Raw genomic sequence first — 14,714 nt, 5'->3', positions numbered from 1 at the left:
CGCGCCAGTGCGGCGCCGCAGCTGTCACCCCTCAGGAGGAGCACCGTGGGTCGCACGCAGGGCTTCGACACCGAGCAGGTCGTCCGCGCCGCCCGCGCCGTCTTCTGGGAGAGCGGCTTCGAGGAGGCGTCGCTCCCGGACCTGGAGTCCGCGACCGGACTGCGCCGCTCCAGCCTCTACCACGCCTTCGGCAGCAAGCGCGGGCTCTTCGACGCTGCCGTGCAGAGCTACCTCGACGAGGTGGTGCGGCCCCGGCTCGCCCCGCTCGTCGATCCGCGAGGGGCGTCGCCGACGGCGCTCGAGGAGTACTTCGCCGGGCTGCGGGCGGCGCTCGCCGACTCCCGCACGCTCTCCGCGAGGAGCGGCTGCCTGCTGCTCAACGCCGCGGGCGCGCCGATCGCGCGCGACGACGCCGTGCGCGAGGTGATCGCCGACTACCGGGCCGAGCTGCTGGGCGCACTGCGCGCCGGAGCGCTGGCCCGCTGGCCCGACGCGCAGGCGTGGGCGTCGGCTCAGGCGGACGTCCTCGTGTCGCTCCTGGTGGCCGCGCTCGTGCTGGCCCGCGTCGATCCGGCGCAGTCGCTCGCCACCGTGGACGCCGCGCTCGCGCTCGTCCGGTCCTCCGCGCCCTGACGGCCGGCGCGACGAACGCCGGAGCACCGCTCTCGCGCCAGCCCGCCCTCGCACCCGGCGCGCCGGGTCGGCCCGCACGGCACGACGCCCCCGTGCGCCTCGCGTCCCGGTGGGACGGATGCGCGCGGGGGCGTCGGGCGGGCGGGGTCAGTCGGTACCGGCGTCGAACGCCGCACCCTCCGAGGCCAGGTCGGTGGCGCGTCCGAGCGCATCGGCCGCTGCGGACCCGCCGCCCTCGGTGATCGCGTCGGCCTCGCCGATCTCGAGCTCGCCGACGAGCTCGGCGGTCGGACCGCCGACGAGGCCGGCGGCCGCGTACTGCTCGAGCCGCGAGCGGGAGTCGGCGATGTCGAGGTTGCGCATCGTGAGCTGCCCGATGCGGTCCTCGGGGCCGAAGGCGGCGTCGCCGACCCGCTCCATCGAGAGCTTGTCGGGGTGGTAGCTCAGCGCGGGGCCGGTCGTGTCCAGGATCGTGTAGTCGTCGCCGCGACGCAGGCGCAGGGTGACCTCCCCGGAGACGGCCGAGCCGACCCAGCGCTGGATGGACTCGCGCAGCATCAGCGACTGCGGGTCGAGCCAGCGGCCCTCGTACATCAGGCGGCCGAGACGGCGGCCCTCCGAGTGGTACTGGGCGACGGTGTCCTCGTTGTGGATCGCGTTCAGCAGGCGCTCGTAGGCGATGTGCAGCAGCGCCATGCCGGGGGCCTCGTAGATGCCGCGGCTCTTGGCCTCGATGATCCGGTTCTCGATCTGGTCCGAGACGCCGAGCCCGTGGCGTCCGCCGATCGCGTTCGCCTCGAGCACGAGCGCGACGGCGTCCGAGAACTCGACGCCGTTCAGCGCGACTGGGCGGCCGGCCTCGAAGCGCACCGAGACGACCTCGGAGGCGATCTCGACCTCGTCGCGCCACGACGCGACACCCATGATCGGCTCGACGAGCTCGAGGCCGCTGGAGAGCTCCTCGAGGCGCTTGGCCTCGTGGGTGGCGCCCCAGATGTTGGCGTCGGTCGAGTAGGCCTTCTCGGTGGCGTCGCGGTAGGGGAAGCCGCGGGCGACCAGCCACTCCGACATCTCGGTGCGGCCGCCGAGCTCGTTGACGAACTGCACGTCGAGCCAGGGCTTGTAGATGCGCAGGCGGGGGTTGGCGAGCAGGCCGTAGCGGTAGAACCGCTCGATGTCGTTGCCCTTGTAGGTCGAGCCGTCGCCCCAGATGTCGACGCCGTCCTCGCGCATGGCGCGGACGAGGAGGGTGCCGGTCACGGCGCGGCCGAGGGGGGTGGTGTTGAAGTACGTCTTGCCGCCGGAGCGGATGTGGAAGGCGCCGCACTGCAGGGCGACGAGTCCCTCCTCGACCAGCGCGCTCTTCGCGTCGACGAGGCGCGAGATCTCGGCGCCGTACTGGGCCGCGCGGGACGGGACGCTCTCGATGTCGGGCTCGTCGTACTGGCCGATGTCGGCCGTGTACGTGCAGGGCACCGCGCCCTTCTCGCGCATCCAGGCGACGGCGACGGATGTGTCGAGGCCTCCCGAGAATGCGATTCCGACACGCTCGCCCACGGGCAGACTGCTCAACACTTTCGACATGCCTCCGATTTTAGGAGGAACGGGGACCTCCTCCGTGCCGCGGGAGGTCCGAGCCGCCTCCCGGGGCGCCCGCGCGGGGTGCGCTCCGGCCGCACGCGCGGGGTGCGCTCCGGCCGTGGGAGCACGTCCTCCGTCGATCCGCGTCGATCGCCGACAACCCCGACCGGGGCGTGCGAGCCGGCCGGAGGCTCCGTGGTCCGGAGGCGGCGCCCGCGCAGCCGGCGCGGATCGCCCGCTCCGGCTGAGTAGTTCCGCGCGGCCCGGATGGACGGCCGTGGCGAGCGCGTGCCAGGCTCCGCTCGACCCCGGCTTCCGCCGCCGCCGCCTCCGAAAGGGCTCTCCGTGCCACGACCTCCTCATCGCCTCGCGGCGATGGCCCTCGCCTGCCTGCTCGCCGCGGGCGGTTCCGCCGCTCTGGCGCCGTCTGCCCTCGCGACGCAGACCGTCGCCGAGACTCCGACCGCCTTCGTCCCGGGGGAGACTCCGCCCGCAGAGGCGCGCGGATCGCAGACCTACACGAACGCCCTCCTCGGCGGCGACTCGCTCGACGCGGGGGAGCGCATCTTCTCGAACGGAGACTCCGCGAGCTTCGAGATGCAGGCGGACGGCAACGCCGTGATCTACGACGCCGGGCGCCGCCCCGTCTGGAGCACCAGGACCCAGGGCTCCGGAGCGACCACGGTGCGGATGCAGGAGGACGGCAACCTCGTCGTCGTGACCGGCTCCGGCACGCCCGTCTGGGCGTCCGGGACCGCGGGAGAGACCGGCGCGCTCGCCCTCATCCAGGACGACGGGCAGCTCGTGCTCGTCCGCCCGAACGGGGACACGGCCTGGTCCTCGGCCGATGAGCAGGAGCCCGAGCCGGAGCCGATCGCCGACGTCCTCGACAGCGGGCGCGAGCTCGCTCCGGGACAGCAGCTGACCGCCTCGGACGGCCGCTCGCGCGCCGCGATGCAGAGCGACGGCAATCTCGTCGTCTACGTGGACGGATCGCCGCGCTGGAGCTCCGTCACCTCCGGAGCGGGCAACCGCCTCGCGATGCAGACCGACGGGAACGCGGTGGTCTCGGCCCCCGGGTCCGGCGTGCGCTGGCAGGCGGGAACGCCCGGGAACCCGGGCGCGCGGATGCGGATGCAGAACGACGGCAACCTGGTGATCACCGCCGCCTCCGGACGGCCGCTCTGGGCGAGCTCGACCTCGCGCGCGCCCGAGATCCGCGACGTCCTCTCCTCCGGCTCGCGGCTCAGCCGGGGACAGCAGCTCACCTCGCCGGACGGCCGGTCCCGCGCCTCCCTGCAGGGCGACGGCAATCTCGCGGTCTACTCGCGGGGGGACGTCCGTTGGGGCGCCGGCACCCAGGGCGAGGGCGAGACGCTCTCGATGCAGTCCGACGGCAACGCCGTGGTCACCTCCGCCTCGGGCCGACCCCTCTGGGCCTCGGGTACGGCGGGCAACCCGGGATCCCGCCTGCAGATGCAGAACGACGGCAACCTGGTCGTCTACTCCGCCTCGGGCCGCGCGCTGTGGGCGAGCGACACCCCTCCGGCGCCGCCCGCGCCCGCCGTCCGGGACACCCTCTCCTCCGGGAGCCGGCTCACCTCCGGACAGCTGCTGCGCTCCTCCGACGGAGGGAGCGAGGCGGTCATGCAGGGCGACGGCAACCTCGTCGTCTACTCGCGCGGCTCGGCCCGCTGGGCGGCCGGCACATCCGGAGGCGGCAACCGGCTCGAGATGCAGTCCGACGGCAACGCCGTGGTCTACGCGGGCTCCGGCGGAGCGCGCTGGCAGTCCGGCACGGCGGGCAGCCCGGGCTCCCGGATGGTCATGCAGAACGACGGCAACCTGGTGATCTACTCGCCGCAGGGCCGCGCGCTCTGGGCGAGCACGCAGGCGCCGGCGCCAGCGCCGGCACCGGCGCCCGGCGGCAATCCGCCCCCGCGTCCCGCCGATCGGGACTGCCGGGACTTCAGCAGCCAGCAGGAGGCGCAGGCGTTCCTGGAGTACTGGGCGCAGTGGTACGGCGACTTCGCCCGACTCGACGAGAACCGTCCTCCGAACGGTGTCGCCTGCGAGGACTACCCGTACTGACACTCCGAAATCGCATCCGATCGTGTGCGAAGGCCCGCCCCGCCCCTGACGGAGGGCGGGCCTTCGGCCGTCCTCCGACGACGAGAGCCTCCCCCTCCTCTCTCAGGCCCGAGCGGTCCCCTGCAGACCTCCGGGCCACGCTCGCGGGTATCGAGTGGCGAAGACGGCCCGCCTGCGCGAGAGGCTCCGCGGCGGACGACCATCGACAAGGCGCCTTGCGCACTGATGCTCCGCTGCCGCCCGAGCTCCCGCGCCGCCGGGCGACCCGGCATGCTGAGGCAGGACTCCGCCGACGACGCGGATCGGAAGGACGCCATGACCCCGACGACCCCCTCCAGCCGCGAGAGCCTGCTGGTCACCCCCGACGAGCTCGCCGAGCTCATGGCCTCCACAGAGCCGCCGCTCGTCCTCGACGTGCGCTGGCGCCTCGACCGGCCCGACGGCCGCCCGGAGTACCTCGCGGGCCACCTGCCCGGCGCGGTGCACGTCGACCTCGATCACGAGCTGGCCGCCCACGGCGAGCCGGAGGAGGGGCGCCACCCGCTGCCTCCGATCGAGGTGCTGCAGGAGGCGGCGTGCGGCTGGGGGCTCCGCCGAGGCCGGTCCGTCGTCGTGTACGACGACGCGCAGAGCGTCCCGGCCGCGCGGGCCTGGTGGCTGCTGCGGGCGACGGGAGTGGAGGACGTCCGCCTGCTCGACGGGTCGCTCGCCGGCTGGATCCGCTCGGGGCGGGAGCTCGAGACGGGCGACGTCCCGCGCGAGCGGGGCGACGTCGAGCTGGCCTACGGTCGGCTCCCGGTGCTGGACATCGACGAGGCGGCGGCGCTGCCCTCGGCGGGCGTCCTGCTCGACGCCCGCGCCCCTGAGCGGTACCGCGGCGAGGTCGAGCCGATCGACCCGCGGGCGGGCCACATCCCCGGCGCTCGGAACGCTCCGGCGTCCGCGGCGCTCGACTCCGAGGGGCGGTTCCGGCCCGCCTCGGACCTGCGCGCGGGATTCGGGGCGCTCGGCGTGCGGGAGGACGCCCCCGTCGGCGTGTACTGCGGCAGCGGCGTCTCGGCCGCGGTCGACGTCGTCGCGCTCACGCTCGCGGGCTTCGCACCGGCGCTCTACCCGGGCTCCTGGTCGCAGTGGTCGAGCACGCCGGGCCGGACGGTGGCGACCGGCCCGGAGGCCTGAACCGCCTGCTCCGGAGCGCCCGCGGAGCTCAGCTGAGGCGGGAGTGCTCGCCGAGGTGGTGCCAGGTGCGGTTGTGGTAGACGAGCGGCGCCGTGGTCTCGGAGTCCTCGGGCACGTGGGCCTCGAGGGCGTGCACGGCGACGATCGTGGACGATCCCGCCTCCATGCGGTTGATCACCGTGCCGCGGATCCAGGCGGCGGCGCCCGGGAAGAACGGCTCGCCCGTGGGCAGCCGCGACCAGAGCGACGTGTCGGCGAAGCGGTCGATGCCGCTGGTCGAGCCCAGACGCGCCAGGTCGAGCTGCTCCGCCCCGAGCAGGTGCACGACCAGCGTCTCGGACGCCTGGATGGCCGGAGAGCTGGACGAGGCGGACGAGAGCGAGAAGACGAACAGCGGCGGCTCGGCGCTCACCGAGAAGACGGAGGTCGCGGTCAGGGCGACCGGGCCGGTGCCCGGGTCGGCGGTGATCAGCGCGACTCCGGCGGCGTGGTTGCGGAACGCGAGCTTGAAGTCCTCCGGGGAGAGTCCGGCGAAGGCGCGGTGCTCCGGCTCGCGGTCCGGGGTGGTGGCGAGGTTCTCGCGGCTCATCGGAGACTCCTGATCGATCGAGGGTGCGGCACGGGGTGGTGGCCCGCCGTCGCGCCGCAGCACGGCCCCTCCAGACTGGCGCACCGGCCGGGGGAGGGCCGCCCCATTGCGGAGTATGACGCCGCCACCTCGGGGAACGCCGATCCGCCGCTCCCTGTTCCCGATCACGCCGGATCGGGTGCCCGTCGTCGGCGCCGGCCTCCACGCGCCCGTCGCTCGCCCTCAGCGCAACCCGTCGCCGCGGCCGCGGTCTGCGCGCAGACTCGAGGGCATGGCCCACCGTCAGCGCACGTCCACCGCGCATCCCGAGAGCAAGACCTGCGCCTCCTGCGGTCGCGAGATCGAGTGGCGCGCGAAGTGGGCACGGGACTGGGAGGACGTCCGCTACTGCTCGGACGCCTGCCGCCGTCGCGGAGTCGGACCGGAGGAGGCGCGGCTCGAGGAGGAGATCCGCACCGTCCTGCTCGCGCGAGCGGCGTCGTCGACGGCGTGCCCGTCCGAGGTCGCGCGCCGGGTCGGCGGCGAGGAGTGGCGGCCGCTGATGGAGCCCGTGCGCCGGGCCGCGCGCCGCCTGGTCGACCGGGGCGAGATCGACATCGTGCAGGGCGGACAGGTCGTCGACCCCTCGCGGGCGAAGGGCCCGATCCGGCTGCGGCGGCGCCCCGGCGGACCCCTGTCGCCGGGCGGCGCCGCGGGCTAGCCTCAGCAGATGCCCAGCAGCGACGCCGTCGTCCTCACCGTCCCCGGACCGCACGGCGACCGGGAGGTGCGGATCTCGAGCCCTGAGCGAGTGCTCTTCCCGGAGCCGGGCATCACCAAGCGCGAGGTCGCGGAGTACCTGATCGCCGTCGGCGAGCCGTTCGTCGCGGCGAACGGCGGCCGCCCCGTCTCGCTGCAGCGCTTCTCCTCCGGGATCGAGGGCGAGCAGTTCTTCTCGAAGAACCCGCCCAAGGGCGCGCCCGAGTACGTCCGGTCCGTCCCGGTGACGTACCCGAGCGGGCGCGTGCATCCGCAGCTCGTGATCGACGAGCCCGCGGCCGCCGTCTGGGCGGCGCAGATGAACACCGTCGTCTTCCACCCGTGGGCGTCCCGCGCCGATGCGCCCGACCTGCCCGACCAGCTCCGGATCGACCTCGACCCGCAGCCCGGCACCGACGTCGCCGACGCGGTCGTCGCCGCGCACGCGCTGCGGGAGGTCCTGCGGGAGGCCGGCCTCGACCCGTTCGTGAAGACGTCCGGCAACCGTGGCCTGCACGTCTTCGCGCCGATCGTCGCCGAGCACGAGTTCCTCGACGTCCGCCACGCGGTGATCGCCGCGGCGCGCGAGCTGGAGCGGCGGATGCCCGAGCAGGTCACGACGGCGTGGTGGAAGGAGGAGCGCGGCGAGCGGATCTTCGTCGACTTCAACCAGGCCAACCGTGACCGCACGATCGCCGGTGCCTACAGCCCGCGGCCGCTCGCGCACGCTCCCGTCTCCACTCCGCTGGACTGGGACGAGCTCGACGGCGTCGACCCGCGGGCCTTCACGATCCGCACGGTCCCGGTGCGCCTCGCCGAGCGCGGTGATCCGTGGGCCCGTATGCACGACGCCCCCGGCCGCCTCGACGCCCTGCTCGGCTGGTGGGAGCGCGATGTCGCCGCCGGCCTCGGCGAGCTGCCGTTCCCGCCCGACTTCCCCAAGATGCCGGGCGAGCCGCCCCGCGTGCAGCCCAGCCGCGCGAAGAAGGCCTAGCCGAGGACGTCGCCGAGGTCGTACGCGGTCGGCTGCTCCAGCTGCTCCACGGTGCAGGAGGCGGCGTCGCGGTCCGGGCGCCAGCGCTCGAACTGCACGGTGTGCCGGAAGCGGTCGCCCTCGCGCTGGTCGTAGCGGACCTCGAGCACGAGCTCGGGACGCAGGCGCACGAAGGAGGTGTCGCGGCCGCTCGAGAACCGGCTCCGCTCGCCCTCGCCGCGCACCGGTGCTCCCTCCGCGTCGCGCTCGACCGCGGGTGCGAGCTCCTCCAGCAGCTGCACGCGTCGCTCGTCGCTGAAGGCCGAGGCCCCGCCGACCTGACGGACCTCTCCGTCGTCGCCGTGCAGGCCGAGCAGGATCGAGCCCACGCCCGGCTTGGAGGCGTGCTCGCGGTACCCGATCGCGATCACGTCGGCCGTGCGGTGGTGCTTGACCTTGAGCACGGCGCGCTTCCCGGGGGAGTAGGGCGCGGCCAGGGGCTTCGCCACGACGCCGTCCAGTCCTGCGCCCTCGAAGCGCTCCAGCCAGTCGCGCGCCAGGGCCTCGTCGTCGGTGGCGCGGCCGAGGTGCAGCGGATGTGGGACGCCGGCCATCACCGCGGCGAGCGCCTCCCGCCGCGCCGAGTACGGCTCCTCGAGCATGCTGCGCCCGTCCACGGCGAGCAGGTCGAAGGCGACGAGCATCGCCGGGGTGGTCTCCGCCAGCATCCTCACGCGGCTCGCGGCCGGATGGATGCGCTGCGAGAGCAGGTCCCAGTCGAGCCGCTGCGCTCCCGGCTCGCCGGTCGCCAGGACGATCTCGCCGTCGAGCACGCAGCCGTCGGGGAGCAGCCGGAGGAAGGCCTCGACGAGCTCGGGGAAGTACCGGGTCAGCGGCTTGGAGCCGCGGCTCCCGATCTCGCACTCCCCGCCGGCGACCGAGACGATCGCGCGGAACCCGTCCCACTTCGGCTCGTAGGAGTATCCGCCCGCGACGGCGGTCTGCTCCGGCACCGCCGGAACGGCCTTGGCGAGCATCGGGGCGAGGGGGAGCGCGAACGGGAGGTCCATGCCCTGATCATCCCGGCCGCGGTCTCCGCCCGCACCCCCTTCCGGAAGGCTGTGGACCGGGACGTTCCGGGCCCGCCGCGGAGGTTCGAGGCGTAGCGTTCCCGGCATGAGCATTGACTGGAAGCGCTGGACGCCCGTCGCCGTCGTCCCCGCGGTCGTCGTCGCCGCGGCCGTCGCCCTCCCCCTCTCGGCGAGCGCCGCGGGGGATCTCCCCGAGAAGTCCGCCGCCGACCTCCTCGCCTTCGTCGCCGAGAGCGACGCCACGGCGTTCTCCGGCGAGATCCAGCAGACCTCGGACCTCGGCCTGCCCGACCTCTCGGCGCTCGACGGCTCCGCCGGCTCGGCGTCCGCCGACCCCGCCGACTCCCTCGTCGAGCTCGCCACCGGCTCGCACCAGGCGCGCGTGTACGTCGACGCCGAGAAGGGCGCGCGCCTCCAGGTGCTCGACCGGCTCGCCGAGCGCGACGTCGTCGCCTCGACGACCGACGGAGTCTGGATCTACGACTCGAGCGCGAACACCGCCACCCACCTCGTGCCTCCCGCGGGCGGAGCCCCCGAGGCCTCGCCGGGCGATCAGGTCGTGACGCCGTCGTCCGCCGCCGAGCAGCTGCTCGCCGCGATCGACCCGACGACCACGGTCGCGGTCGGCTCGGACGTCAGCGTCGCCGGGCGCGACGCGTACGAGCTCGTGCTCACGCCCCGCGACGGCGGCACCCTCGTGGGCTCCGTGACCGTCTCGGTCGACGGCGAGACGGGCCTTCCGCTCGGAGTGGCCGTGACCGCCCGCGGGGGCACCGCGCCCGCGTTCAGCGTCGCGTACACGAGCATCGACTTCTCGACGCCCGACGCGTCCCTCTTCTCCTTCACGCCCCCGGCCGGCGCCGAGGTGACGGAGCAGGCCGCTCCGGTCGACGACGCGGCGGACGCCTCCGACGCGCCCGCCGCGGACACCACCGGGCACTCGGACGTCGTCACCACGGGCGCCGGCTGGACGAGCGTCGTCGAGCTGCCCGCCGGTGACGCCGACGCGCTCTCCTCGCTCGACGCGGTCACCACGCCGGTCGACGGCGGCCGCGTCCTCTCCTCCGCCCTGCTGACCGTCCTCGTCACCGACGACGGACGCGTCCTCGCCGGCGCGGTCCCGGCCGAGACGCTCCGCGACGCGGCCTCCGCTCGGTGACGGCGGGCGAGCTCGCAGTCGAGACGCGGGGCCTCACCAAGCGCTTCGGGCGCCAGGAGGCGGTCTCCGGTCTCGACCTCGCCGTTCCCCGCGGCGCCGTCTTCGGTTTCCTCGGCCCGAACGGCTCGGGCAAGACCACGACGATCCGGATGCTGCTCGCCCTCGCCGCGCCGACCGCGGGCAGCATCACCGTCCTCGGGCAGGCCATGCCCCGGCGCGCGGCCGAGGTCCTGCCCCGGGTGGGGGCGCTGGTCGAGGGGCCGGGCTTCTACCCGTTCCTCTCCGGAGCGGCCAACCTCCGGCGCTTCGACGCCGCGGAGGCGGGCACCTCGTCCCGCACCCGCGACACCCGTGCGAAGGAGGCCCTCGCCCGCGTCGGTCTCTCGGCCGCGGCGCGCAAGAAGGTCGGCTCCTACTCCCTGGGCATGAAGCAGCGGCTCGGCATCGCGGTCGCCCTGCTCTCGCCGCGCGACCTGATCGTGCTGGACGAGCCCACGAACGGCCTCGACCCGCAGGGCACCCGCGAGGTCCGCGCTCTCGTGCGCGGACTGAACCAGGACGGCACGACCGTCCTCGTCTCCAGCCACCTCCTCGCCGAGATCGAGCAGCTCTGCACCCACGCCGCCGTCATGCGCACCGGGCGCCTCGTCGCCCAGGGCGGGCTCGACGAGCTGCGCGGGGACGCCGCCTCGGTCGAGCTGCTGACGCCCGACCGCGAGCGCGCGATCGTGGCCCTGCACACCCGGGGTCTGGAGCCGCGCACCGCGCCGGGCCCTCACCCCGCCGATCCGCCGCTGGTCGTCGCCGCACTGCCGCCCGGGCTCGAGGCCGAGACGCTGGTCGCCGACCTCGTGCGGGCCGACGTCCGCGTCCGCGGATTCGCCGTCCGCCGCCCCTCGCTCGAGGAGCGCTTCGTCGAGCTGACCGGGGAGGGCTTCGATGTCGAGCGCTGACGCGACCGTCCGCCGCGCGGGGATCGGGTCCCTGCTCGCCTCCGAGCTCGCCCTGCTCTTCCGCCGGCGCCGCACGTGGGCGCTGCTCGCGGCCCTGGCCGCCATCCCGATCCTGCTCGCCGTCGCGGTGCGGCTCTCGGGCGGCGACGGAGGCGGGCCGTCCTTCGTGGGCGCGATCGCCGGCAACGGCCTCTTCACCGGCTTCGCGGCCATCACGGTCGCCGTCCCGCTGTTCCTCCCGCTCACGGTCGGGGTCGTCGCCGGCGACGCGATCGCGGGCGAGGCCTCGCTCGGGACGCTGCGCTACCTGCTGGTCAGCCCCGTCGGCCGCGTGCGGCTGCTCGCGGTGAAGTTCGCCGCCTCCCTCGCCTTCTGCCTCGCCGCAGCACTCACCGTCATGGTGGTCGGGATCCTGATCGGCCTGGCGCTCTTCCCGGCGGGACCGGTGACGCTGCTCTCCGGCAGCACCGTCCCGCTCGGCGACGCGGTCGGCCGGGCCCTGGCGATCGCCGTGTACGCGGCGCTCTCGCTGGTCGGGCTCTCGGCGATCGGCCTCTTCATCTCGACGCTGACCGATGTGCCGGTCGGCGCCATGGCGGCCACCGTCGTCGTCTCCATCGCGGCGCAGATCGTCGGCTCGCTCTCGCAGCTGGACGCCCTCCACCCGTTCCTGCTGACCGACCGGTGGTTCGACTTCGCCGACCTCCTGCGCGACCCGATCGCGTGGAGCTCCTTCGGCGAGAACGCGCTGCTCCAGCTCGCCTACGTCGCCGTGTTCGGGTCCCTCGCGATCGTCCGCTTCACCACCCGCGACATCCTCTCCTGATCCTGGGACGACGGAGGCCGCCCTCCCGCACTGCGGTGGGGGCGGCCTCCGATGTCGACGGGGTCAGTCCTGGGGAGCGATCCCGAAGCTGACGGAGCCGCCCTCGTCCACCTGCGCGTCGAGGACCTTGTCGCCGAGAGCGACGGAGGCGGCGACGTCGAGGAACACGCGCGCGCCGTCCTGCTCCACGACGGCGTCCGTCGTCTCGGGGGCCGCGGCGACCGCGACAGCGAAGTTGCGGGCGTCGAGATCGGTGCCGCTGATGCGCAGGCCTCCCTCGACGGGGGTCTCGGTCTGCCCGGTGATGGTCTTGACGACGGTGCTGGCGTTGTCGGTGAGCGTGAGCATCGGGTCGTTCCTTCCGTCCGTGGTCGATGAGGGGGCCACGTTGCCGGGATCCGGCGGCACCCTCAAGGCGGCGGAGCGGATGTGGAGGGGATGCACACCTGGACGGCCCGGGGAGTCGCGGCGCTCGCCGGAGCCGCGCCGGGCCGGGGGCGCCGCATCGCCTGCCACACTGGCCGGATGCATCCCGCCGACTCCTGCCCCTGCGGAAGCCGCCGCCACTACGCCGACTGCTGCCGCCCCGCCCACCTCGGCGAGGAGCCCTCGCCGACGGCGGAGCGCCTGATGCGCAGCCGCTACAGCGCGAACGTCCTCGGCAGCGCCCCCTACCTGCTCGCGAGCTGGCACCCCTCGACCCGGCCGCGCCGCATCGACCTCGATCCCGACGTCCAGTGGCGCCGGCTCCAGATCGTCGACATCTCGTTCGGCGGGGAGGGCGACGAGGAGGGCCTGGTCGAGTTCCGCGCCTCCTACCGCTCGCCCGCCGGCCCCGGCCTCGTGCACGAGCGCAGCCGCTTCCTGCGCGAGGACGGTCGCTGGCTCTACGTCGACGGCGAGATGCTCGGCGACGAGGCCTGATCCGTCCGGGCCGTCCTACTCTGGAGGCATGGCCAAGGACTTCCGCCGGGCGGACGACGCGTCGCGCTACGAGCTCCACCTCGACGGCGCCCTGGTGGGCGTTCTCGACTACCGCGAGGCGCCCGGCAGCGTCTCCCTCGTCCGCTCCTTCACGACTCCGCCCTTCCGCGGCCGCGGGCTCGCAGGGGAGCTGGTCTCCTTCGCCGTCGACGACATCGAGGCCGCCGGCGGGCGGAGCGTCGTGCCGATGTGCTGGTACGTCGGGCAGTGGTTCGAGCAGCACCCCGAGAAGGCGCACCTCCTCGCTCCCTCCTGAGCCGTTCGCTCACTCGCGGACCGCGGGCTCCACTCCGGCCAGGTCCGGGCCGAGGCCGATGTCGACCAGGCGCAGACGGCCCGCGTAGGAGTCGCCCGGAGGCAGCAGCAGACCGGCCTTGATCGCGCCGAAGGCGACCGTCACATCGGCGCGCAGCACGGTGGGATCGGGGACCGACCCGTCGTCGGGATGGATTCCGCTCGGCAGGTCGACCGCGACGACCACCGGGCGCTCGGCCCGCCGCTCCAGCGCGTCGAGCACCGCCTCGACGACGACGCGCGGCCGCCCCCGCAGCGCGGGCTCCGTCGCTCCGATGCCGAGGATCCCGTCGACCAGGACATCCGCCCGCGCCACCGCCGCGGCGAGGCCGGGCGCGTCGTCGGCCGGCACCTGCCCGCAGCCCTCGTCGAGCGCCACGGCGAGGCCCCGGCGGTGCACCCGCTCGGCCGTGAGGACGAGGACGACGTCGGTCCCGGAGGAGGAGAGCTCGGCGGCCGCGTAGAGCGCGTCACCGCCGTTGTCGCCCGGACCGACCAGGACGAGCACCGAGCCCGGACGGGAGCGGTCGGAGCGCCTGGCGAGCACGAGACGCAGCTCGCGGGCGAGGCCGTCGGCGGCGCGCTGCATCAGCGGCTCCCGCCGGGCCAGGTGCGGAGCCTCGGCGGCCCGCACCTGCGCGGACGTGTATCCCTCGACCATGCGCTCCACTGTGCGCGCGGCGCTGCGGGGGTGCAACCCCGTCAGCTCTCCTGCACCGCCCGGTCCGACTCCTCGACGATCGCCCGCATCGCGGCCTCCGCAGCGTCCGCGTCGCCCGAGGCGACGGCGGCGGCCACCGCCCGGTGCAGCCGCACCGCGGTGGAGTCGGCCTCGCGCGGCATGAGCGCGTTGCGAGTGCGGCCGGCGAGGACCTCGGCGACCAGATCGCCCAGCTGCGCGAGCATCCGGTTGCCGGACGCGGCCAGGAGGGAGCGGTGGAAGGCGGTGTCGGCGGCGAGGTAGGCGGACTGGTCGGCTGCGCGGGAGTGGGTGGAGAGGGCGTCGCCCGCCTCCGTGAGCGCCCGCCGCTGCTCCTCGGTCGCGTTCGCCGCGGCGAGCCGGGCGGCGAGCGGCTCCACCCCGAGTCGGAGCTCGCTGAGCTGGTGCAGCTGGCGCCGCCGGTCCGGGCCGTCCAGTCCCCATGCGACGACACGCGTGTCCAGGGCGTTCCAGCACTCCGGAGGCTGGACCCGCGTCCCCGCGCGGCGGCGGGACGTCACGAGCCCGAGCGTCTCGAGGACGCGCACGGCCTCCCGCATCACCGAGCGGGAGACCCCGCGCCGCTCCGCACGCTCGTCGGCGCTGAAGGTGGTGCCCGGCGCGAGCTCGCCGCGCACGATCTGCGAACCGAGCTCGTCCAGCACCGAGTGGTGCAGCGAGGGCGTCGGCGCGGGCATGCGGTCATCCTGCCATCGCCGGAGTCGCGCCCCGGCCGATCTTCGGGCATGATCGGGACACACGCAGGTTATGTCGGACAAAAGCCGGCCGCTGGCCGTCGGCTCGACCAAGGACGCTCATGACACCGACCCTCCTCCCCGCCCTCCGCGCCGCCGCCGGCAACCGGATGCTCGCGCAGCTGGGCGATCTGGTCGCCGAGGTCCTCGCCGGCCGCACTCGCAACG

At 74.7% G+C, this 14,714-nt stretch carries 16 protein-coding genes; 10 read left to right on the top strand and 6 right to left on the bottom strand.

Annotation, left to right across the window (positions count from 1 at the left end):
* Positions 1-45 precede the first annotated feature (45 nt).
* A complete protein-coding gene (locus C5C59_RS07740) occupies positions 46-633 on the top strand; it encodes a TetR/AcrR family transcriptional regulator (protein WP_104238589.1) in 588 nt (195 codons plus the stop codon).
* A gap of 147 nt (positions 634-780) precedes the next feature.
* Here the strand turns inward: C5C59_RS07740 and argG are convergent, their stop codons facing one another.
* Entirely contained in the window at positions 781-2,217 is a 1,437-nt protein-coding gene (argG, locus tag C5C59_RS07735) for an argininosuccinate synthase (protein ID WP_104222545.1), read from the bottom strand.
* A gap of 372 nt (positions 2,218-2,589) precedes the next feature.
* On the opposite strand from argG, the gene C5C59_RS07730 reads away from it, so the two are divergent.
* Together C5C59_RS07730 and C5C59_RS07725 are read left to right on the top strand one after the other, a co-directional pair.
* Positions 2,590-4,305: a hypothetical protein gene (locus C5C59_RS07730; RefSeq protein WP_181134858.1), complete on the top strand. Its 1,716-nt coding sequence runs from the start codon at positions 2,590-2,592 to the stop codon at positions 4,303-4,305.
* Between the two features lie 315 nt (positions 4,306-4,620).
* The gene (locus C5C59_RS07725; protein ID WP_104238599.1) at positions 4,621-5,484 is read left to right on the top strand and encodes a sulfurtransferase; all 864 of its coding nucleotides are present in this window, start codon (positions 4,621-4,623) and stop codon (positions 5,482-5,484) included.
* Between the two features lie 28 nt (positions 5,485-5,512).
* Here C5C59_RS07725 and C5C59_RS07720 read toward each other — a convergent pair whose 3' ends face one another.
* On the bottom strand, positions 5,513-6,073 hold the full coding sequence (locus tag C5C59_RS07720; RefSeq protein ID WP_104222547.1) for a flavin reductase family protein: 561 nt from the start codon (positions 6,071-6,073) through the stop codon (positions 5,513-5,515).
* 271 nt (positions 6,074-6,344) lie between these two features.
* On the opposite strand from C5C59_RS07720, the gene C5C59_RS07715 reads away from it, so the two are divergent.
* Positions 6,345-6,773, top strand: a complete 429-nt coding sequence (locus C5C59_RS07715; protein ID WP_104233370.1) for a DUF2256 and DUF3253 domain-containing protein — start codon at positions 6,345-6,347, stop codon at positions 6,771-6,773.
* 9 nt (positions 6,774-6,782) lie between these two features.
* A complete protein-coding gene (gene ligD / locus C5C59_RS07710) occupies positions 6,783-7,805 on the top strand; it encodes a non-homologous end-joining DNA ligase (RefSeq protein WP_181067935.1) in 1,023 nt (340 codons plus the stop codon).
* Here ligD and C5C59_RS07705 read toward each other — a convergent pair.
* A complete protein-coding gene (locus C5C59_RS07705) occupies positions 7,802-8,854 on the bottom strand; it encodes an ATP-dependent DNA ligase (protein WP_104238591.1) in 1,053 nt (350 codons plus the stop codon). The genes ligD and C5C59_RS07705 overlap by 4 nt on opposite strands.
* A gap of 106 nt (positions 8,855-8,960) precedes the next feature.
* On the opposite strand from C5C59_RS07705, the gene C5C59_RS07700 reads away from it, so the two are divergent.
* The 3 genes from C5C59_RS07700 to C5C59_RS07690 are packed head-to-tail and all read left to right on the top strand — an operon-like array spanning position 8,961 to position 11,813.
* Positions 8,961-10,034: a DUF2092 domain-containing protein gene (locus C5C59_RS07700; protein WP_104238592.1), complete on the top strand. Its 1,074-nt coding sequence runs from the start codon at positions 8,961-8,963 to the stop codon at positions 10,032-10,034.
* On the top strand, positions 10,031-10,987 hold the full coding sequence (locus tag C5C59_RS07695) for an ABC transporter ATP-binding protein (RefSeq protein WP_104238593.1): 957 nt from the start codon (positions 10,031-10,033) through the stop codon (positions 10,985-10,987). The genes C5C59_RS07700 and C5C59_RS07695 overlap by 4 nt, the downstream gene beginning before the upstream one ends.
* Positions 10,974-11,813 carry an ABC transporter permease gene (locus tag C5C59_RS07690; protein ID WP_104238594.1) on the top strand — a complete coding sequence of 280 codons (840 nt, stop codon included), beginning with the start codon at positions 10,974-10,976 and terminating at the stop codon, positions 11,811-11,813. Before C5C59_RS07695 ends, C5C59_RS07690 begins: the two co-directional genes overlap by 14 nt.
* 63 nt (positions 11,814-11,876) lie before the next feature.
* On the opposite strand, the gene C5C59_RS07685 is transcribed toward C5C59_RS07690, so the two are convergent.
* Positions 11,877-12,161, bottom strand: coding sequence for a hypothetical protein (locus C5C59_RS07685; RefSeq protein WP_104222553.1), 285 nt, complete (start codon positions 12,159-12,161; stop codon positions 11,877-11,879).
* Between the two features lie 177 nt (positions 12,162-12,338).
* On the opposite strand from C5C59_RS07685, the gene C5C59_RS07680 reads away from it, so the two are divergent.
* Together C5C59_RS07680 and C5C59_RS07675 are read left to right on the top strand one after the other, a co-directional pair.
* Complete coding sequence (locus C5C59_RS07680) at positions 12,339-12,737, top strand: YchJ family protein (protein WP_104233402.1); 399 nt, start codon at positions 12,339-12,341, stop codon at positions 12,735-12,737.
* A gap of 28 nt (positions 12,738-12,765) precedes the next feature.
* Positions 12,766-13,053 carry a GNAT family N-acetyltransferase gene (locus C5C59_RS07675; protein WP_104222554.1) on the top strand — a complete coding sequence of 96 codons (288 nt, stop codon included), beginning with the start codon at positions 12,766-12,768 and terminating at the stop codon, positions 13,051-13,053.
* A 9-nt stretch (positions 13,054-13,062) separates the two neighbouring features.
* On the opposite strand, the gene C5C59_RS07670 is transcribed toward C5C59_RS07675, so the two are convergent.
* Complete coding sequence (locus tag C5C59_RS07670; protein ID WP_104238595.1) at positions 13,063-13,752, bottom strand: NAD(P)H-hydrate epimerase; 690 nt, start codon at positions 13,750-13,752, stop codon at positions 13,063-13,065.
* A 41-nt stretch (positions 13,753-13,793) separates the two neighbouring features.
* Positions 13,794-14,489: a FadR/GntR family transcriptional regulator gene (locus tag C5C59_RS07665; RefSeq protein WP_104225394.1), complete on the bottom strand. Its 696-nt coding sequence runs from the start codon at positions 14,487-14,489 to the stop codon at positions 13,794-13,796.
* Positions 14,490-14,714: the final 225 nt, after the last annotated feature.

It is taken from the genome of Rathayibacter sp. AY1F4, from assembly GCF_002931775.1.
GTDB lineage: Bacteria > Actinomycetota > Actinomycetes > Actinomycetales > Microbacteriaceae > Rathayibacter.
This window is presented reverse-complemented; position numbering and strand designations above follow the sequence as displayed.